The sequence below is a fragment of the Pantoea coffeiphila genome, from assembly GCF_016909495.1.
Lineage (GTDB): Bacteria > Pseudomonadota > Gammaproteobacteria > Enterobacterales > Enterobacteriaceae > Erwinia > Erwinia coffeiphila.
Window position 1 is genome coordinate 34,239 of sequence record NZ_JAFBFW010000005.1, and the last position, 18,850, is coordinate 53,088.

Consider the following 18,850-nt stretch of genomic DNA (forward strand, 5'->3'; position numbering starts at 1 on the left):
GAGCGTTGTCCGGCAGTTTTTTCAGCGGAGCAGCCTTAATGAGAAAAGAGATTTTTGACTTTAATGTGATTGTCGATCGGGCGCATTTTTATCGTCAGTTCAGCGAGCGCTTCGCTCTTGAGCCACACGGTATTACCGATCTCGACAGCTTATGGGATGTGCTGATCGCGGCGAAGGTGCCGTTGCCGCTGGAAATTGAGTTTATTCATCTGGGAAGTGGGCAGAAGCGCCGCTATGGTGCGCTGATCCTGCTGTTTGACGAAGCTGAAGAGGAGCTGGAGGGCCAGCTCCACTTCAATGTCAGATAGTCTTTATCAAAAAGGGCCCCGGCGAACGGGGCCAAAGGGTTCGTCATAGGCGGCTATCAATGGATAGCCTCGACGAGGAATTACTTGTAAATCTCAGCGGTCACGTGCCAGTTGTCCTGATTGCGGGCTTCTACCACGCGATAGGCGCTGGCACCCTGCATATCTGCTTTCTGTGACAGCTGCTGGCGAATATCCGAGGGTACTCCGGCCACACCGCTTAGCGTAATTGTCCCCGCAGATTGCAAGTTCTCTGCCTGTTGGCTATTGACCAGTTCGGCGGCAGAAGCGCCGAAACCGATCATTGACAAAAGACTCAATGCAGCGATGGTTGTTTTGATTTTCATAGATTATCTCCCATTTGCAATCAACAACCTACGGGCTACAGCATAATGACCAGGTCGTCGATATCACCACCGGATGCTACGCATCCGGCACGATCAATTATTTGTACAGTTCAGCCGTGGCGTGATAGTTGCCATCGTTATGCGCTTCAATCACGCGATAAGAGGTTGCACCCTGCTGGTCAGCTTTATCTGACAACTGCTGGCGGATATCGCTTGGCGCCGCATCAATGCCGCTGACGCTGATGGTACCGACAGACTGCAGATTCTGTTGAGCAACCTGATCGTTAGTCACCAGTTGTGCAGCGCTGGCACCGAATGAAAGAACAGAAGCAAGACCTAAGGCAGCGATAGTAAATGTAGTTTTCATGATATTGACTCCAGATAATGTTTTTTCGATAACCGAAAGGGCTAAAAAGCATTTATTATTCTTGGGGTTACCGTACTGATCGTATTGATGCTGAATGATTTTTTTTAATCGGCCTTATTTATAGATCTCAGCGGTAGCATGCCAGTTACCGTTCTGATAGCTCTCGATAACGCGGTAGGCACTGGCACCTTTCTCCGTCGCTTTGCTATCCAGCGCCTGGCGAATATCCATTGGCGAACCGGCGATGCCGCTGACGCTGACCACACCGATTGACTGGAGATTCTGCGCCTGAGTAGCATTAACAGATTCGGCGGCAAATGTGCCGAATGACAGAGCAGAGAGTACGCTTAGAGCGGCAATAGTAGTTTTAACGTTCATGATTTTATTCCTCGTCAACTGTTTTTATCTTTTTAGTTACTGTGATTCTCATCACGGAAACAAGTATAGATCTGATAACGGGAAATATTAATAGCAGGCTAATAATATTTTTCTGGGATTTATTGCAACTGTGTGCGGTTTTAATAACCAGTAGTTATAATAAGTGCTTATATTTTGCTCTGGCTTTGTTAAATTCACGTAAAAACATCAACCTGGATTACTTTAACTATTTGTGCGGTTATTTGCGGGCGATCACACAGGTGAAATAAATTGTGCTTTACCAGACAGGCTGTTTTCTCGCGAAAAGCCAGTGATATCTGCTGATAGACGGGGGTGGTGGCTCGACAACTGAAGTAAGAGCTGCCTTGCGACAGCTCATAAATGCCCCGGTAACAGGTGTTAGCACGAGGTTAAGCAATGGGGCATAACAGGACTGCTTATAACTCTTTCCTTTAAAGCTCCTGTTCGAACAGGACCAGGATTGCATCATGCAGCTGCTTGACGGTAAAGGCGCGGGCAGGGGTAATAAAGATGGTATCGTCCCCGGCGATAGTACCAAGAATACCTTCGGCTTTTCCCAGTGAGTCGAGCAGGCGGGCAATCAACTGAGCGGCTCCCGGACTGGTATGGATCACGACCAGGGCATCATTGAAGTCGACATCCAGCACCAGGTTTTTCAGCGGGCTGGTGGTGGTGGGAACGCCAAGTTCAGCCGGCAGGCAGTACACCATTTCCATTTTCGCATTACGGGTGCGAACCGCGCCAAACTTAGTCAGCATCCGCGAGACTTTTGACTGATTGATATTCTCGAAGCCTTCTTCCTGCAGTGCATTGACGATTTCGCCCTGCGAGCTGAATTTTTCTTCTTTCAGTAAGGCCTTGAACGCCTTAATCAGTTCTTCTTGCTTTGATGGGTTACGCATAGGTTACCGATAAAAAGGAAGTGAATGGGGGAACCCCAAGCGGGATAGTACATTATTATGCAATTAAATGAATTTTTATGCAAACTTGAATTGTGGTGCGAGGTGAAAGCCTGGCAGGGAGCCGAAGTCTAACAAACTTTGGCACTGAAAAGAAATCTAACGGGCCGGTACTACTTTGCACAATAAGTGAACAATTTGTTATAAAATTGATGTTGTTCGGATAAGTGCTATAGGTGTAAGGTACGCCGGATCACGATGTCTGCATGTTGCAACGACTGGCGACCAGCGATAACAGGATGTAATGCGGGCATATCTTCAGCATTTGCTGCTTTTTAGTGCTTAAGCACGCAAAACCGTAAACCCGCTATCGTCATTATCCCGCAGGTCGTCTAAGGTCGTAAGCAGATGGATTTCCCGGCATAACATGCTCAAAATAATAAGGAGTTTAGGATGAAAGTTGCAGTTCTCGGTGCAGCGGGTGGTATCGGTCAGGCTCTGGCCCTCCTACTGAAAACCCAGCTTCCGGCTGGTTCAGAACTCTCTCTCTATGATATCGCCCCCGTCACTCCGGGTGTTGCGGTAGACCTTAGCCATATCCCTACAGCAGTCAAAATTGAAGGCTTCAGCGGTGAAGATGCGACCCCGGCTTTGCAGGGCGCTGATGTGGTTCTGATTTCCGCTGGCGTAGCACGTAAACCGGGTATGGACCGTTCCGACCTGTTTAACGTCAATGCGGGCATTGTACGCAACCTGATTGAACAGGTTGCTGCGACCGCGCCGAAAGCGCTGATTGGCATCATTACTAACCCGGTTAATACCACGGTGGCCATTGCGGCTGAAGTGCTGAAAAAGGCCGGAGTGTATGACAAAAACAAACTGTTCGGCGTGACCACGCTGGATATTATTCGCGCCAACACCTTTGTGGCTGCGCTGAAAGGCAAACAGCCGCAGGAGCTGAACGTTCCGGTCGTGGGCGGCCACTCTGGTGTTACCATCCTGCCTCTGCTGTCGCAGATTGAAGGCGTCAGCTTTACCGAGCAGGAAGCGGCGGATCTGACCAAACGCATTCAGAACGCCGGTACTGAGGTTGTTGAAGCGAAGGCGGGTGGCGGGTCGGCGACGCTTTCAATGGGCCAGGCTGCGGCACGCTTCGGGCTTTCTCTGGTTCGCGCGTTGAAAGGGGAAAGCGATGTTGTTGAATGCGCCTATGTTGAAGGCAGCGGCGAATACGCGCGTTTCTTCTCACAGCCGCTGCTGTTGGGCAAAAACGGTATTGTTGAACGTCGTCCGATTGGCAAACTGAGCGCGTTTGAACAGCAGTCTCTGGATCAGATGCTGGACACGCTGAAAAAAGATATCGCTTTGGGCGAAGATTTTATTAAGTAAGTCCACATTTCGCCCCGTCGTAAGACGGGGCGATACAAAAACTTTTCCCTACTGACTTTTGTTCTCTTCCGGGTATTCCAGTACCGTGACCGGTAGCGTCATCTTCTTATCGTTACGCAGGATGTCAACCTCTATGACTGTTCCAGGACGGATCTCCGCGACCTGATCCATGGTTTCCATGGCGGAAACGGCGGGAACATTATTCACCCGCGTAATCACATCGTGGATCTGCAAGCCGGCTATCTGTGCCGGGCCGGTAGGGTTCATACCGGTGATGACAATGCCCTGCGGATGCTCCAGCGTGGTATTCTGGCCGGTAAAGCGCGGGATTTCTTCCCCGGTGATACCGATATATCCGCGGATCACTCGTCCGTCGCGGATCAGCTTATCCATAATTTTGGTGGCCAGCCGTGTCGGGATAGCAAAACCCAGCCCTTCCGGCGTTTCGCCATCGCTGCTCTTATCGAATGAAAGCGTGTTAATCCCCATCAGTTCGCCCAGCGAGTTAATTAGCGCACCGCCGGAGTTACCGCGGTTAATCGAGGCGTCCGTTTGCAGGAAGTCCTGATGGCGTGATGGGCTCAACCCCACGCGGCCGGTTGCACCAATAATGCCCTGAGTGACCGTCTGACCGATGTTATAAGGATTACCAATCGCCATCACCAGATCGCCGATATGCGCCACGCGTTTCGGGTTGATCGGGATGACCGGCAGATTCGATGCGGTAATTTTCAGCACGGCAAGGTCGGTCAGCGAATCTGACCCCACCAGCATTGCTTCAAAGTAACGGCCATCCTGCAGGCGCACAATAATCTGGTTGGCATCGTTGATGACGTGCTTGTTCGTCAAAATATAGCCGCGAGGGTCCATGATGACGCCGGAACCCAGGACATCAGAAGAGTTGCTGGCGCTGCGGTTATAAACGTAAACCACCGCCGGTGCCGCACGCCGCACGGCATCGTTGTAGCTGACCGGTTCCTGGTCGGCGTTGTCGCCAGGCTGGGACAGCAGATCGCCGCCGAACTTAAGGCCCGGAACGGCTACCAGAAGAATACCCGCCACAATCAGGCCGAATATCACGGAACGTAAAAGTTTAAGAAACATGGTTTTAAGCGGTGAATGAATGAACTAAATGCAGGATAACATGAGTTGCGCGGACACAGTAGCCTGTGCCCGCGCAGGGGACTACTGAAGCAGTAAATAGATGCTGTCGCTACCGCGAATAATATTCAGCGCCAGTAGCGGAGGTTTGCCCTCCAGCAGCTTGCGCAGTTCAGCCAGATTCTGAACCGGGGTACGATTCAGACCGACAATGACATCATCTTTCTGCAGGCCTGCGAGCGCCGCAGGAGTGCCTTTCTCAACATTATCCACTTTGACACCTTTGGTACCATCGGCAGCCGCTCCGTCGCTGAGCGTTGAGCCCTGAAGGGCCGGGGCCAGCTGTTCTGCACTCACGGTGCTCTGGCTGCTGTTATCCAACTTAACGCTGACGGTCGCCGGTTTTCCTTCGTGCAGCAGGCCAACCTTCACCTCCTGTCCCGGTGCGGTGGTACCGATTTTCACCCGCAGTTCGGCAAAATTATTAACCGGTTTGCCGTCCACGCTGATGATAATGTCACCGGCTTTGATGCCTGCTTTTGCCGCTGCCGAACCTGCCAGCACTTCGTTGACGAAGGCCCCACGCTGGACGTCAACGTTAAAGGCTTTGGCCATATCGGCGGTCATTTCCGTGCCTTTAATGCCGAGCTGTCCGCGTTTTACTTCGCCAAATTTAATCAGCTGCTGGGCCAGATTTATTGCCATATTGCTCGGAATCGCGAAACCGATGCCGATATTGCCGCCCGCCGAGGAGAGAATTGCGGTATTTAAGCCAATCAGCTCACCGTTCAGGTTAACAAGCGCACCGCCGGAGTTGCCGCGGTTAATCGCGGCGTCGGTCTGGATAAAGTTTTCCAGCCCTTCCAGATTCAGGCCGCTGCGACCCAGCGCCGAGACAATGCCGGACGTTGCCGTCTGGCCTAAACCAAACGGATTCCCGATGGCAACGGTAAAGTCACCGACTTTTAGCTGGTCCGAGTCGGCAATACTGACCTGGGTCAGCTTGGTAGCGCCATTTAGCTGAATAAGCGCCACGTCGGTTTGCTCATCGTCACCAATCAGTTTGGCGTCAAATTCACGCCCGTCGCTGAGCTGGACTTTAATCTTGTCTGCGCCGTTCACCACATGGTAGTTGGTCAGCACATAGCCTTTCGCCGCATCGATGATGACACCGGAGGCCAGGCCTTCAAAAGGCTGCTTGGGTCCGTCATCCTGTTCGCCGTCCTGGCCCAGAAAACGTTTCAACTGTTCAGGGATCTGCTGTTCCTGCTTCTGTGTGCCTTCCACGTAGACGCTGACCACGGCAGGTAACACTTTTTCCAGCATAGGGGCCAGGCTGGGCAACGGTTGCCCTTCAACTTGCGAAGGGAGGGAAGCCAGGGCCGAAGGAGTCATCAGAGCCAGATTAAGGCCGAGACTGAATGCTAATGCGCTTAACAGAAATGACTTTTTTTTCATCGCTACGACGCTCTCGCTACCGGGGAAGTGATATGAATACCCTGCACATGCAGGCTCTGAGGTGTGACTGACAGCGATACTTGCAACGAAATGGGGTGCCAGGCACCCCATAAGAATGGCTTATTTTCCTGCGGGGCGTTCACCGCGCAGCAGGCCGGAAGCGCTGTCCGGGTAGTCCCTAGGCATCTGAACCGGTGCCTGATCGTTATCGGCTTCTGACTCAGTTAGCTGATAAGCAAAGGGATTTTTCTCTCCCGGCAGGTTCGGTAACAGGTCGTTAGACCCTTTTGCCATATGTTGGTACAGCTGGCGATAATCGCGGGCCATATTGTCCAGCAGCTCAGCGCTGTGGGCAAAATGGTTGGTCAGCTCTTCACGGTATTCCGCCAGCTCAGCTTTGCTTTTTTCCAGTTCATACTGCAACGAGCGCTGCTCACGCAGTTTCTTGTTGCCAAAACGCATTGCAACCGCGCCGATAATAATCCCAACAACTAACCCAATGAGCGCGTATTCCCAGGTCATAATAACTCCCGTTTTGTCTTCGTTGTTCCGTAGGGTCTTTCCATTCACTACTAGCCACTATAACCGCTAATGTTATGGAAGTGGAATCCTGTGGCCGCTTCGCTTAGTGTAGAACGACTTTTTTTTCGACGATCAACCCCCCGGCACGGCCATTTTTTCAGGGAATGTGACTAAATTATGCAAAAGATGTCCCCTCTGGCGCTCTATGAGCAGGCGCTGGAAAACGGCGAGTATCAGCCTGATGAAGTACAGCGCGCAGCAATCACCCAGCTTGACGGCATATGGCAGGCGTTAAGCGGTTCTCGTCCTGCTCCCGCCCCGAGCAGCGGTGGGTTGTTTGGCAAATTAAATAAGCTGTTAGGCAAAGGGAAAACCGACCCTCAGCCCCCGGCGCGTGGCCTGTATATGTGGGGTGGCGTTGGGCGTGGAAAGACCTGGCTGATGGACATGTTTTTTCAGGCAATTCCTGGTGAGCGCAAACAGCGTCTGCATTTTCATCGTTTTATGCTGCGTGTGCATGAAGAGCTGACCGAGCTGCAGGGGAAAAGCGACCCGTTGCAAACCGTCGCCGACCGCTTCAAGGCAGAGACGGATCTACTGTGTTTTGATGAGTTTTTTGTCTCCGATATCACCGACGCGATGCTGCTGGGGACACTGATGGAAGCGCTGTTCAGCCGTGGTATTACTCTGGTGGCAACGTCTAACATCCCACCAGACGATCTCTATCGTAACGGTTTGCAACGCGCACGTTTTCTGCCGGCTATCGAAATGATTAAGCAGCATTGCGACATTATGAACGTTGATGCCGGGATTGATTATCGCCTGCGCACGCTGACTTCTGCTCATTTATGGATGACGCCGCTGGACGCCTCCACCTCAAAAGAGATGGAACGGATGTTTGTCGCGCTGGCCGGTAAACCCCGTGAAGCGCATGCACCGTTGGAAATCAACCATCGCCAGCTCCCTACGCTCGGCATGGCGGAGGGCGTACTCGCAATGAGTTTCCTCACCCTGTGCGGTGAAGGACGAAGCCAGCACGACTATATTGAGCTATCTCGCCGTTTTCACAGCGTATTGCTGTATGATGTGCCGGTGATGATTTACAAAACCGAAGATCAGGCCCGGCGTTTTCTGGCGCTGGTGGATGAGTTTTACGAGCGTCACGTGAAGCTGGTGGTTTCGGCGGAAACATCACTGTATGAAATTTATCAGGGCACGCGGCTGAAGTTTGAGTATCAGCGCTGTGTTTCCCGCTTGCAGGAAATGCAGAGTGAAGAATACCTGCGCCTGCCGCATCTGCCCTGAGTAAAAAAGGACCTGGCGGAACGGCAATTTTATCGTAGAAAGTGTTCGATTTTTATGGGCGACTTCTCTATAATCTTGCGACCCCACGTTACAACAAAGGTTTTTTTCCCAAAACTCTTTGTGTTCCAGTAACTCTATCCGAAGGGGTGGGCTTACTGGTCAAGATGGTCGTGTGAGCTCCAACCGTTTATTCAAGCGTTTGGGATTTCACCAACGTGTAACTTAATTTGGGTAAGCTTTTAGATGAAAACTTTTACAGCTAAACCAGAAACCGTCCAACGTGACTGGTATGTTGTTGACGCAACAGGCAAAACTTTAGGTCGTTTAGCGACTGAACTTGCTCGTCGTCTGCGCGGTAAGCACAAAGCGGAATACACTCCGCACGTAGATACTGGTGATTACATTATCGTTCTGAACGCTGAGAAAGTTGCCGTAACTGGTAACAAGCGTACCGATAAAGTGTATTACCATCACACCGGCCACATCGGTGGTATCAAGCAAGCGACCTTCGAAGAGATGATTGCTCGCCGTCCTGAGCGTGTGATTGAAATCGCGGTTAAAGGCATGCTGCCAAAGGGCCCGCTGGGTCGTGCTATGTACCGTAAACTGAAAGTTTACGCGGGCAACGAGCACAACCATGCGGCACAGCAACCGCAAGTTCTTGACATTTAATCGGGATTACAGGCAATGGCTGAGAATCAAAACTACGGCACTGGTCGCCGCAAAAGCTCTACCGCTCGCGTATTTATCAAGCCGGGCAGTGGTAACATCGTAATCAACCAGCGTTCTCTGGAACAGTACTTCGGTCGTGAAACTGCCCGCATGGTAGTTCGTCAGCCGCTGGAACTGCTGGACATGGTTGGTAAATTCGATCTGTACATCACCGTTAAAGGTGGTGGTATCTCTGGTCAGGCTGGTGCGATCCGTCACGGTATCACCCGCGCTCTGATGGAGTTCGATGAGTCTCTGCGTGGCGAACTGCGTAAAGCAGGCTTCGTTACTCGTGATGCTCGTCAGGTTGAACGTAAGAAAGTCGGTCTGCGTAAAGCACGTCGTCGTCCACAGTTCTCCAAACGTTAATTTATTCTGCTTCGGCAGAGTCAGTTATCGAAAACCCGGTGCTCAGCGCCGGGTTTTTTATTTTCTGCTGGTGCAAAAAGCGCGAAAGTTATCTTGCTTTATCACTTTTCCCTCGTAAATCGGCATTCGTCTCCGCACAAGCTGACTAAAATCTGGTAGACTATGTGTCACTTTGTGCCCATTGGCCAGTCAACAATGACGTGCAGCTCCCGCTTACGGCTGGAGTGGTCAATCATCGGGCTAATGGCAATAACGAGTCGCCGCGTGGATGGCTATTCGCAGTAATTTTCTGGATAAACTTGGAGGTTTACATGGCTGTCGCTGCCAACAAACGTTCGGTAATGACGCTGTTTTCTGGTCCGACTGACATTTTTAGCCATCAGGTTCGTATCGTACTGGCTGAGAAAGGTGTAAGCGTCGAGATCGAGCAGGTTGAAACGGATAATCTGCCCCAGGATCTGATCGACCTCAACCCGTACCGCACCGTGCCGACACTCGTTGATCGTGAGCTGACGTTGTATGAATCTCGTATCATCATGGAGTATCTGGATGAGCGTTTCCCGCATCCTCCATTGATGCCGGTGTATCCGGTCGCACGTGGTGAAAGTCGTCTGATGATGCACCGTGTTGAGCAGGACTGGTACAGCCTGATGCGTAAAGTTGAGAACGGCACGGCGCAGGAAGCCGAAGCGGCTCGCAAACAGCTGCGTGAAGAGCTGCTGGCGATTGCCCCACTGTTCTCCCGCACGCCGTTCTTTATGAGCGAAGAATTCAGCCTGGTTGACTGCTATCTGGCTCCGCTGCTGTGGCGTCTGCCGCAGTTGGGTATTGATCTGAACGGTGCCGGTTCGAAAGAGCTGAAGGGCTATATGACTCGTGTCTTTGAGCGTGATTCATTCCTTGCTTCCCTGACGGAAGCCGAGCGTGAAATGCGCCTGCAAACGCGGGGCTGATTACGATGGAAATGTCGCAACTTACCGCACGTCGTCCTTATCTGTTGCGCGCTTTCTATGAGTGGTTGCTTGAGAACCAGCTCACCCCGCATCTGGTCGTCGATATTAATTTGCCGGGTGTGATGGTCCCCCTGGAATATGCGCGGGATGGTCAGATCGTACTGAATATCGCGCCGCGTGCCGTGGGGAATCTGGAGCTGGGCAACGATGAAGTTCGTTTCAATGCTCGCTTTGGTGGTGTTCCGCGCCAGGTGAACGTTCCGCTGGCAGCGGTGCTGGCGATCTACGCCAGGGAAAACGGTGCCGGTACGATGTTCGAACCGGAGCCAGCCTACGACGGTGCCGGGGAGTTTGATGCTTCAACCGAACAGGATGAGGCACCGGAAACCCTGATGTCGGTGATCGATGGCGATCGTCCTGATGATGAAAGTGACGATCACACGCCAGACGATGAGCCGCCGCCGCGCGGTGGCCGCCCGGCATTACGCGTTGTGAAGTAAGCCATTATTAAGCAGCATAAAAAAACGGGCCAGCTGGCCCGTTTTTTTTTAACTGCATATCGTCAATGGATGCGGACTGGCCCGCATCCAAGGGATGATTAATAAACGTCGCGCAGGTAGCGCTTCTCTTTCTTCAACTGATCGATGTAGTCAGCTGCGCGTTCTGCAGACATACCGCCAAACTGAGAAACGATTTCATACAGTGCTTTATCCACGTCTTTCGCCATGCGTGATGCATCGCCGCACACGTAGAAGTAAGCCCCTTCCTGCAGCCACGCAAACAGTTCAGCACCCTGTTCCAGCATACGGTTCTGCACGTAAATCTTTTTCGACTGATCGCGTGAGAAGGCCAGATCCAGATGGGTCAGCAGACCGCTTTCCTGCCAGCCGTTAAGCTCATCCTGGTAAATAAAGTCGTGTTCCTGGTGCTGATCGCCGAAGAACAGCCAGTTTTTACCGCTGGCGCCGGTTGCCTGACGCTCCTGAAGGAAGGCGCGGAATGGTGCAATACCGGTGCCCGGGCCGATCATGATCAGCGGTGCATTGCCGTTTGACGGTACGCGGAAAGCTTTGTTAGGCGAAATAAAGATTGCCGGCTTGCCGCCGCGGCCAACGCGCTCTGCCAGATAGGTTGAGCAAACGCCGTTACGCGCACGTCCTGCGCTGTGATAGCGCACGGAAGCAATAGTCAGGTGTACCTGATTAGGGTGCGCCTTCGAGCTGGACGAGATGGAGTAAGCGCGGTGCTGAAGCGGACGCAGCAGCGTAACAAACTCAGCGGTGGTCAGCGTACGGGTCAGATCCAGCTGCAGCAGATCCAGGGTGTCTTTACCCCACAACCAGACGCCAAGCGCATCTTTATCATCGTGCTGAAGCACGTGACGCAGCTCCTGGTTAGTGGTGTTCTGGCCCACCCATTCGATCAGCTTGCGTGAAGGCTCGGAGATTTCGAACTGATAGGTCAGCAGATCGCCCAGGCTGCGGTCAAAGCCAGGAACCGGGCTCTGATAATCGGATTTGAGCTGCGTCAGCAGCAGATCGACCAGCACCGGATCGTTGACCGGGATTACACCCAGTGCATCGCCGGCTTCATATTTCAGGCCGCTGTCGGTCAGATCGAACTCAAAGTGGCGAATGTCTTTACCGGACGCCTCGCCGGACAGGCGCTTATTGGTCACCAGGGCGGCGGCATACGGGTTGTTCTTGTTGCTGCCCGGGATCACCGGCGCTTCCGGCAGGTTCTCCAGTGCTGCACCGGTGCTGCCTGCACTGGCGGCAAACTGCGGCATTGAGCTGGCAATCCACTCACCGGCAGGTTCTTCATAATCAATGTCGCAGTCAATGCGGTCGAATACGCGCTTCGCACCCAGCTGCTCAAGACGCATATCGAAGAATTTACCCGCCTGGCAGAAACCGTCGTAGCCGGTATCACCGATGGCGAGAATAGCAAAGTGCATCTGCTCCATACGCGGTGCGGTGCTGGCAGAAAGCGCCTGCCAGAACAGCTCGGCGTTATCCGGCATTTCACCTTCACCATAGGTGGAGGTAATGATCAGCACGTGGCGCATGGTGGCGAAAACATCGATATCGACTTCACCCAGCCCCTGAACCACCGGTACCAGACCTTTGGCGCGTGCAGCTTTCGCGGCGCTCTGCGCTAACGCTTCAGCGTTACCGGTCTGTGAGCCAAACAGGATATGCAGCTGGGTGGTGGTTGCCGCGCCCGCGCTTGCTCCCGCCTGCGGTTTGTCTTCCAGCACCAGCAGACGTGAATGTAACCCGGCGAGGAAGCCTGCCAGCCAGAATTTCTGCTCACCATTAAATGGTGCATCTTCAGGAATATAAGGAATTTTCATGGGTTTTCTATACTCAATCCCGTTTCGTCATGTTCAGTAACCTGCATTCCGGCGCGGCATCCCGTGGGATATCGCGCCGGTTAACGCGGTTGATTCAGGCTGTTATCAGGCCAGTTTGCCTACCGCAGCGGCTAACTCCGGCAGCGCGGCGCGGGCAAACAGTTCCTCAAAGTCAGGCAATCCACCCAGCACCTGACGGTTGCTGGCATCCTGATAGATGATCCAGCCGTAGGTCGCCAGACTATCCATTGAGCGGATGTTACGCTGAGTCAGTGCTGCCTTGTAGTCCGCCATACGTTTGGCAGCAATCAGGCAGGACAGCTCTTCGTCGTTGTAGTTCTCAATCGCTGCGCGAGCGTGACGCTGCAGCTTAGAGATCAGGGCAAAGTCTTCTGTCATCAGCAGGTTACGTACCGCTTTTTCAACGGCGGCATCATCTACCGCAGTGCCTTTCGGCAGGCGGGAGAGTGCTAACTGCTGGGCAGAACTCAGCACGGTGTAGTTATTCAACAACACCAGCATTTCCGGCGTATCGGTGGCACCGTAGGCCGGTACTGCACCGTTAGCGATCGGCTTACCTTCACGCCATGCGGCTTTGAATTTCGCTACCTGATGGCCGGCCAGAGCGGTAGACAGCTCTTCCAGCAGATCCTTACGGGTTTTCGCTTTCAGGATCTCTGCGCTGTCCTGATACAGCAGCAGGGAGCGCGGCATCACGTAGACAAAGTTCTGGCACTCGGTTTCCCAGTGGTCCAGCAGCCAGGCGGCGCGAGGTGAGTTCGTTGCCTCCAGATGCCAGGTCAGCATGGTGAACACCGCCTGTTTGTGCACGCGGGCCATTTCATTGTCTTCGGCGATGGAGCCGAACAGCACGGAATCACCGGCAGCATGGCTGGCTAGCGATCCGTACGGATCGTACTGGTAGGCAAAGCCGCCGCTCATCCCGTTACCGAAACCTTTACCGAACGTACCGAGGTTCAGAACGGCACCGTTGGTCATATATTCGCAGCAGAAATCACCGACGCCTTCCACAACTGCGGTCGCACCGGAGTTACGTACCGCGAAGCGGTCACCGGCCTGGCCCTGAACGAACAGACGGCCACCGGTGGCACCGAACAGCGCGAAGTTACCGATCAGCACGTTGCCTTCAGCATCTTCAGAGCCGCCGCCAGGTGAAACAACGATAATCTCGCCGCCGCACTGGCCTTTGCCCACACCGTCGTTACAGGTGCCGGAATGCGTCATCTGCATCCCGTCGTTACAGAATACGCCATAAGACTGACCGGCAGATCCAGAGGTGAAGACGTTCACCGTGCCCGGCGCCAGGTAGCGGCGGCCGCGATCGTCGAGCAGCGCAGCCGGGATATCTGCCAGCTGTTCAGCGTTCAGCGTGTGGTTCAGCATACGCTCGATATCAATGGCCAGCTGGCCGCCGACGCTCTTGTTACGGTTGTTCAGCGTGATGCCATTGCCCAGGCGGATATCAGTGCTTCCCTGAACCACCAGCGAGTCGTTCAGCAGCTCCACCCAGTCGTTATCAAGGGCGAAGTCTTTTTCCAGATAAACTGGCTTGGCGATCTTCACTTCCGGTACCACGGTGAGCATGGCACGCAAATCGAGTTTGCCGACTTCAAGCGGGTGATCCATCAGGTGCAGCAGGTCAGAGCGTCCGCGCGCTTCGCGCAGAGAGCGTAATCCCAGGCGAGACAGCATCTCACGCACTTCATGCGCAACGTTGATGAAATACTGTGCCAGCTGGCGAGGATCGCCATCGAAGGCTTCGGCATTGGTGGTCAGACCGGCCGGGCACTTCACGTTACAGTTTTTCGCCATTACGCACTTCAGCATCATCAGCGCAGTAGTACCAAATTCGAAGCTGTCGCCGCCGAGCAGGGCCGATTTCACCACGTCGCTGCCGGTCTGCTGTGCGCCAGAGCAGCGCAGCAGTACTTTTTCGCGCAGGCCGTTGGCGCAGAGTGCCTGGTGCACTTCGGCAATACCGATTTCGGCAACGCGACCGGTGTATTTCAGACTGGTCACCGAGGCTGCACCGGTTCCGCCCGTGTTACCCGCCACGTTGATCACATCGGCACCGGCTTTCGCCACACCGACCGCGATAGTGCCGATCCCTTCAGAGGAAACCAGCTTAACGATGACGCGAACGCGCGCGGCCTTACAGTCGTGGATCAGCTGTGCCAGATCCTCGATGGAGTAGGTATCGTGGTGCGGAGGAGGGGATACCAGCTCCACGCCCGGCGTACCACCACGAGCAGCGGCGATCTCAACCGTCACTTTCGGCGCAGGCAGCTGACCGCCTTCACCCGGTTTTGCACCCTGACCAATTTTGATTTCCAGCTCTTCCAGCATCGGGTCGGCCAGATAGGCCGCCCAGACGCCAAAACGACCGGATGCCAGCTGTTTAATGCGAGAGGCACGGATGGTGCCGTGGCGCGAATAGTGCTCGCCGCCTTCACCGCAGTTGCTCATGCCACCAACCATGTTGGTGCCGTGGGCCACCGCTTCGTGAGCCGGAGCAACCAGCGCACCGTGGCTCATCGCACCGGAGGCGAATGTGCGGGTGATCTCGCAGGCCGGCTGCACTTCGCTCAGCGGCAGGGAAGGCTGAGTAGCGAAAATACGTGACAGATAGTCAGCCGCTTTGCCTTGTGCGGTGATCTGCAGGCCGTCAGCGGTAATTTCAGTGTGTTCAATTTCATCCAGGAAGCGGTTTTTCAGCGCAGTTGCCAGCACCAGCAGACGCTCGTGTTCCGGCTTCAGGCCTTCAATCGCATCGGTCAGGCGCAGAGTGAACTGGCCTGCACTTCCGGCTTCACAGGTCAGTCCGCGTACGGCGAAGCTGTTGTTCACCAGCGAATAGCGACCCAGCTTGCGGCTGAATTCAGCCAGGCTGTCAACGTGGGTCAGATCGCACGGGAAGGCGAGGATATCGCGCAGCGCGGCCGGGCGACGTTTACGCTCTTCGTGCATCAGGCTGGAGAACTGGCGGTAATCCGGCGTGATGGTGAAGGCGTTAATGACGTCATCAGGGATGCGCTCGAAGCTGCTGTCAGCAAAGGACTTCGCTTTGATATTGAAAGCGTTGTCCAGTTTGGCCAGCGTCAGCAGGCGAATAAACTGATCTTCTTCACGCTGCTTATCCGCGAAGCGAATAGGCTGCTCTGTCATGTCGATAAAGGTACGTACGGCGATGGTTCCGTAAGAGTGACCGGCACCTTCTGCACGTTCTTTAAACAGGCCCAGCAGCGGAACTTCAGCTTCTCCCTGAATTTTCAGGGCGCTCTGATGCCAGTCCACCGCCATCTGCGCGATAGAGGCAAAGCCTGCGCCACCCACCGGGGTTTTAATGTTCGGGAAGTATTTCTTCAGCACGCGATCTTCCGTATCGAGGAAGTTTGGCTCGAAGAATTCACCACAGCTGTAGCTTTCGACGGTACACAGGCCCACTTTGCCCATGGTTTTCATCAGTGCTTTTTCTGCGGCCTTGGCATAGCGCTTAAAGGCTTTATTGCCTTCTTCACCTTCACCATATTTCTCTTCGGCACGCATCTGCACGCCCAGCGGATAGATTGCTGAGGCACCAAAGCCCAGCGCAGCGGCGATGTGGTGCGAAGAGATACTCTGGCCGCTTTCAACCACCAGAGACACGTCAAGACGCAGACCTTCCTGCACCAGGCGCTGGTTGATGGCGGACACCACCAGCAGCATCGGCATCGCGGCTTGAGTCGAGGAGATATGGCGGTCGGTCAGTACTGCAATGCCGCCCTGTTCACGTGCAAAATCAACCACCTGCTGAGCAAGATCGTCAATTGCCTGCTCCAGCGTATCGGCATTTTTCTGGCGACTTTCTGCATCGCTGCCCAGCACCGGTGCATAGAGCATCTCAAAACGGGCATACGGTGCCACATCCTGTTCGCGCAGCTGTAGCATATCCAGGTGGGTCAGGATCGGCGTTGGCACGATGATCTGGCGACCTTTACTGCGGCCCAGATGCGGCTTCGCACCCAGCGCCACGCGCAGCGTCATGCCGTCAACTTCACGAATGGAGTCTAACGGTGGGTTCGTCACCTGCGCAAAGCGCTGGGAGAAGTAGTGCGCCATGCCGCCTTCATGATCGGATAAGGCGTTGATCGCGTTGCCGTAACCCATTGCTGAAATTTTTTCAGCTCCGGTGTTCAGCATCGGGTCCATCATGAATTTGAAGCTTTCCTGGTTGTAGTAGTAAGCCACAAATCGCTGATAGGTTTTCAGGTCGCCGCTGTAACGCAGCGGGGAGCCCTGTTTTTCCGCCGGGATTACCGGCAGCTCTTGCAGAGTAATACGAGCCTCAGCAACCAGTGCCGGGTAGTCTTTCTCTGCAGCGAGTTTTTCCAGCGCTTCTACGGTGGTGTAGCTGCGTTTCTCGCTGTGATCGTAGTACAGCATCCCGCCCGCTTCGATACGGCCGCGGCGCAGCACGCTTTCCGGTGGGAAGGCGATCTGGCCGGCTTCGGACATTGCACCGATGTATTCGGCGGTTTCCACCGAACGCAGCGGACGCAGGCCCAGACGGTCAAGGCGGGCACCGATGATTTCACCGTTACCAAAGATCAGTGCTGCCGGGCCGTCATTCTTCTCTTCATAAAGGGAGAAGTATTCGAGCATGGCGCGAACGTTATCGGAAAGAGATTCATCGTTTTCCCAGGCCGGTGGCATCATGGAAACCACGGCGTTAATCAGGTCGAGATTATCTTCCATCAGGCGGCTGTGGATGCTCTGGTCCAGACGCGAGCTGTCCGACTGCCCTTTAGGACGCACGATTTTCTTGCCGCGTGCGGACGCCAGTGCGGATTCCGCAATGCGGTTTTTACGGTCGGTATTCAGCTCACCGTTGTGCGCCATCAGACGGAACGGCTGCGCCATCGTCGTATGCGGATCGGTGTTGGTTGAAAAACGGGTATGGAAGAACAGACCGCGAACGCGATGATCGGGATCGGTCAGATCTTTGAAGTAAGGGATCACTTCATTCGAGTTCAGGCGTGCCTTGAACACCTGGGTACGTGAAGAGAGCGACAGCGGGTAGAGGCCGCCAAACTCGCTTTCGGTAAAGGCGCGGGCTTCAATATCCAGCAGGGCACGATAAATGCGTTTTTCGAAATCGTTTTGATTATCGATATCCTGAGGAATAGTGAAGATCCACTGTGCGATAGGCAGCTGTGAGACAATGGCTGCCGGACGCAGTACGTCAGTGTCCAGCGGCATATCACGTTTTAAAATCACCGACAGGCCGTAAGCCGCAAGGGTTTCCTCAACCAGACGCTCGGCATTTGCGCGCAGCGCACTGTCTTTCGGTACAAAGAAATTGCCTACGCCAAAACGACCCGACTCAAGCTGTTGACCGGTAATTTTGCGGAAGAAATGCAGAGAGATGTCGACGTTGACGCCCGCGCCGTCGCCCACGCCTTCAGCGGACATACCGCCGCGATGAGGAACGGTACACAGGGCACTGTGTGCCATCTGGAGGACCTCATGAGTTTGCTCGCCGTCCTTACGTGTAATGAAACCCACGCCACAGCTATCACTCTCTTTTGTTGGATCATACAAGCCATAGGGATAAGGTTTTGAGTCAGACATCGAGGGCCTCCTTAACTTCTTTTGTACATTACCTATATTGTTCAGGCACAGAACGCAGCTGAGCGGTCACCTCAGGGTCTGTATCAATTTTCTTTGCCGCTAAAACGCGGACACCATGACTCCGAGCATTTCATCCTGAGACATAAGTGCATCGTCCGTGAATGAAAAACTCTCTAGATTCCTGGTCTCATTAAATGGAGATATCCGGTATCACGAGGGAGTCGTCTAACTGCATATGTATGCCGAGACACTGGCCCGTAAGCAAAGCTTCCAGCGGATTCCCAACTTATCGGGAAAGCGTACAGAGGTCAAATACCGATCTTTCTTATGCCTTTTTATGAGTTTTTTAAGTTAACTTCATGATATGTAATTAAATATTGTCATATTTTACCCCTATGGATGGGGGGGCGTCGTGTAAAGAAGTGTGAGCTGTCTCACTATAGTGCAGTGAGCAAATCGCTGCACCATGCTGGAATAGCGTCCGGTTGCAGCATAATATGCTAAATGAGGGGTAATACCCACATCAACGCACTGTTTTTAATCAGTGGGGATATTTGAATTAAACAGGGGGGGTTATTAGCAAAATTAATCACCATGGGTGTGACTAGAATTTCGGATTTTATGAATGATTATTCGTTTGGATGTAACCAAGGAATAGTGAACGATCTGCATCATCACTATGAATTATATTGGCGAAGCGGGTTGCTCTGGATTTTGAGCGGCTTTATAGATTATGCA

The 18,850-nt window shown here is 53.6% G+C and carries 16 protein-coding genes; 7 read left to right on the forward strand and 9 right to left on the reverse strand.

Going from position 1 to position 18,850, the window contains the following annotated elements; all coding sequences use genetic code 11:
* Nucleotides 1-38 precede the first annotated feature (38 nt).
* Nucleotides 39-308, forward strand: a complete 270-nt coding sequence (locus JOE09_RS16505) for a barstar family protein (RefSeq protein WP_105592898.1) — start codon at nt 39-41, stop codon at nt 306-308.
* An 80-nt stretch (nt 309-388) separates the two neighbouring features.
* Here JOE09_RS16505 and yhcN (JOE09_RS16510) read toward each other — a convergent pair whose 3' ends face one another.
* From yhcN (JOE09_RS16510) to argR, 4 genes are all read right to left on the reverse strand, one after another.
* A complete protein-coding gene (yhcN, locus tag JOE09_RS16510) occupies nt 389-652 on the reverse strand; it encodes a peroxide/acid stress response protein YhcN (RefSeq protein WP_105592899.1) in 264 nt (87 codons plus the stop codon).
* A gap of 97 nt (nt 653-749) precedes the next feature.
* Nucleotides 750-1,019, reverse strand: coding sequence for a peroxide/acid stress response protein YhcN (gene yhcN / locus JOE09_RS16515; RefSeq protein WP_105592900.1), 270 nt, complete (start codon nt 1,017-1,019; stop codon nt 750-752).
* A 114-nt stretch (nt 1,020-1,133) separates the two neighbouring features.
* Nucleotides 1,134-1,397 (reverse strand): peroxide/acid stress response protein YhcN, encoded by a 264-nt coding sequence (gene yhcN, locus JOE09_RS16520; protein ID WP_200561816.1) that lies wholly within the window; start codon nt 1,395-1,397, stop codon nt 1,134-1,136.
* Between the two features lie 452 nt (nt 1,398-1,849).
* On the reverse strand, nt 1,850-2,320 hold the full coding sequence (argR, locus tag JOE09_RS16525) for a transcriptional regulator ArgR (RefSeq protein WP_105592902.1): 471 nt from the start codon (nt 2,318-2,320) through the stop codon (nt 1,850-1,852).
* Nucleotides 2,321-2,770: 450 nt separating this feature from the next.
* Between argR and mdh the strand changes: the two genes are divergently transcribed.
* Nucleotides 2,771-3,706 (forward strand): malate dehydrogenase, encoded by a 936-nt coding sequence (mdh, locus tag JOE09_RS16530; RefSeq protein WP_205066534.1) that lies wholly within the window; start codon nt 2,771-2,773, stop codon nt 3,704-3,706.
* Nucleotides 3,707-3,754: 48 nt separating this feature from the next.
* On the opposite strand, the gene degS is transcribed toward mdh, so the two are convergent.
* From degS to zapG, 3 genes are all read right to left on the reverse strand, one after another.
* Entirely contained in the window at nt 3,755-4,810 is a 1,056-nt protein-coding gene (degS, locus tag JOE09_RS16535; protein WP_205066535.1) for an outer membrane-stress sensor serine endopeptidase DegS, read from the reverse strand.
* 81 nt (nt 4,811-4,891) lie between these two features.
* Nucleotides 4,892-6,265, reverse strand: coding sequence for a serine endoprotease DegQ (degQ, locus tag JOE09_RS16540; RefSeq protein WP_205066536.1), 1,374 nt, complete (start codon nt 6,263-6,265; stop codon nt 4,892-4,894).
* Nucleotides 6,266-6,385: 120 nt separating this feature from the next.
* A complete protein-coding gene (gene zapG / locus JOE09_RS16545) occupies nt 6,386-6,787 on the reverse strand; it encodes a Z-ring associated protein ZapG (RefSeq protein ID WP_105592906.1) in 402 nt (133 codons plus the stop codon).
* A 177-nt stretch (nt 6,788-6,964) separates the two neighbouring features.
* Between zapG and zapE the strand changes: the two genes are divergently transcribed.
* The 5 genes from zapE (at nt 6,965) to sspB (ending at nt 10,625) form a co-directional block, all read left to right on the forward strand.
* Nucleotides 6,965-8,092, forward strand: a complete 1,128-nt coding sequence (zapE, locus tag JOE09_RS16550) for a cell division protein ZapE (RefSeq protein WP_105592907.1) — start codon at nt 6,965-6,967, stop codon at nt 8,090-8,092.
* A gap of 243 nt (nt 8,093-8,335) precedes the next feature.
* A complete protein-coding gene (rplM, locus tag JOE09_RS16555) occupies nt 8,336-8,764 on the forward strand; it encodes a 50S ribosomal protein L13 (RefSeq protein ID WP_105592908.1) in 429 nt (142 codons plus the stop codon).
* A gap of 15 nt (nt 8,765-8,779) precedes the next feature.
* Entirely contained in the window at nt 8,780-9,172 is a 393-nt protein-coding gene (rpsI, locus tag JOE09_RS16560) for a 30S ribosomal protein S9 (RefSeq protein ID WP_056231096.1), read from the forward strand.
* Between the two features lie 311 nt (nt 9,173-9,483).
* Complete coding sequence (gene sspA / locus JOE09_RS16565; RefSeq protein WP_105592909.1) at nt 9,484-10,125, forward strand: stringent starvation protein SspA; 642 nt, start codon at nt 9,484-9,486, stop codon at nt 10,123-10,125.
* Between the two features lie 5 nt (nt 10,126-10,130).
* Nucleotides 10,131-10,625 carry a ClpXP protease specificity-enhancing factor gene (sspB, locus tag JOE09_RS16570; RefSeq protein ID WP_105592910.1) on the forward strand — a complete coding sequence of 165 codons (495 nt, stop codon included), beginning with the start codon at nt 10,131-10,133 and terminating at the stop codon, nt 10,623-10,625.
* A 98-nt stretch (nt 10,626-10,723) separates the two neighbouring features.
* Here the strand turns inward: sspB and JOE09_RS16575 are convergent, their stop codons facing one another.
* A complete protein-coding gene (locus JOE09_RS16575) occupies nt 10,724-12,481 on the reverse strand; it encodes a sulfite reductase subunit alpha (RefSeq protein WP_205066537.1) in 1,758 nt (585 codons plus the stop codon).
* A gap of 105 nt (nt 12,482-12,586) precedes the next feature.
* Nucleotides 12,587-18,112 carry a glutamate synthase-related protein gene (locus JOE09_RS16580; protein ID WP_205066538.1) on the reverse strand — a complete coding sequence of 1,842 codons (5,526 nt, stop codon included), beginning with the start codon at nt 18,110-18,112 and terminating at the stop codon, nt 12,587-12,589.
* Nucleotides 18,113-18,850 lie beyond the last annotated feature (738 nt).

Coding starts and splice junctions, on each gene's coding strand:
- JOE09_RS16505 (WP_105592898.1), top strand. CDS start 39: ATGAGAAAAGAGATTTTTGACTTTAATGTGATTGTCGATCGGGCGCAT.
- yhcN (WP_105592899.1), bottom strand. CDS start 652: ATGAAAATCAAAACAACCATCGCTGCATTGAGTCTTTTGTCAATGATC.
- yhcN (WP_105592900.1), bottom strand. CDS start 1,019: ATGAAAACTACATTTACTATCGCTGCCTTAGGTCTTGCTTCTGTTCTT.
- yhcN (WP_200561816.1), bottom strand. CDS start 1,397: ATGAACGTTAAAACTACTATTGCCGCTCTAAGCGTACTCTCTGCTCTG.
- argR (WP_105592902.1), bottom strand. CDS start 2,320: ATGCGTAACCCATCAAAGCAAGAAGAACTGATTAAGGCGTTCAAGGCC.
- mdh (WP_205066534.1), top strand. CDS start 2,771: ATGAAAGTTGCAGTTCTCGGTGCAGCGGGTGGTATCGGTCAGGCTCTG.
- degS (WP_205066535.1), bottom strand. CDS start 4,810: ATGTTTCTTAAACTTTTACGTTCCGTGATATTCGGCCTGATTGTGGCG.
- degQ (WP_205066536.1), bottom strand. CDS start 6,265: ATGAAAAAAAAGTCATTTCTGTTAAGCGCATTAGCATTCAGTCTCGGC.
- zapG (WP_105592906.1), bottom strand. CDS start 6,787: ATGACCTGGGAATACGCGCTCATTGGGTTAGTTGTTGGGATTATTATC.
- zapE (WP_105592907.1), top strand. CDS start 6,965: ATGCAAAAGATGTCCCCTCTGGCGCTCTATGAGCAGGCGCTGGAAAAC.
- rplM (WP_105592908.1), top strand. CDS start 8,336: ATGAAAACTTTTACAGCTAAACCAGAAACCGTCCAACGTGACTGGTAT.
- rpsI (WP_056231096.1), top strand. CDS start 8,780: ATGGCTGAGAATCAAAACTACGGCACTGGTCGCCGCAAAAGCTCTACC.
- sspA (WP_105592909.1), top strand. CDS start 9,484: ATGGCTGTCGCTGCCAACAAACGTTCGGTAATGACGCTGTTTTCTGGT.
- sspB (WP_105592910.1), top strand. CDS start 10,131: ATGGAAATGTCGCAACTTACCGCACGTCGTCCTTATCTGTTGCGCGCT.
- JOE09_RS16575 (WP_205066537.1), bottom strand. CDS start 12,481: ATGAAAATTCCTTATATTCCTGAAGATGCACCATTTAATGGTGAGCAG.
- JOE09_RS16580 (WP_205066538.1), bottom strand. CDS start 18,112: ATGTCTGACTCAAAACCTTATCCCTATGGCTTGTATGATCCAACAAAA.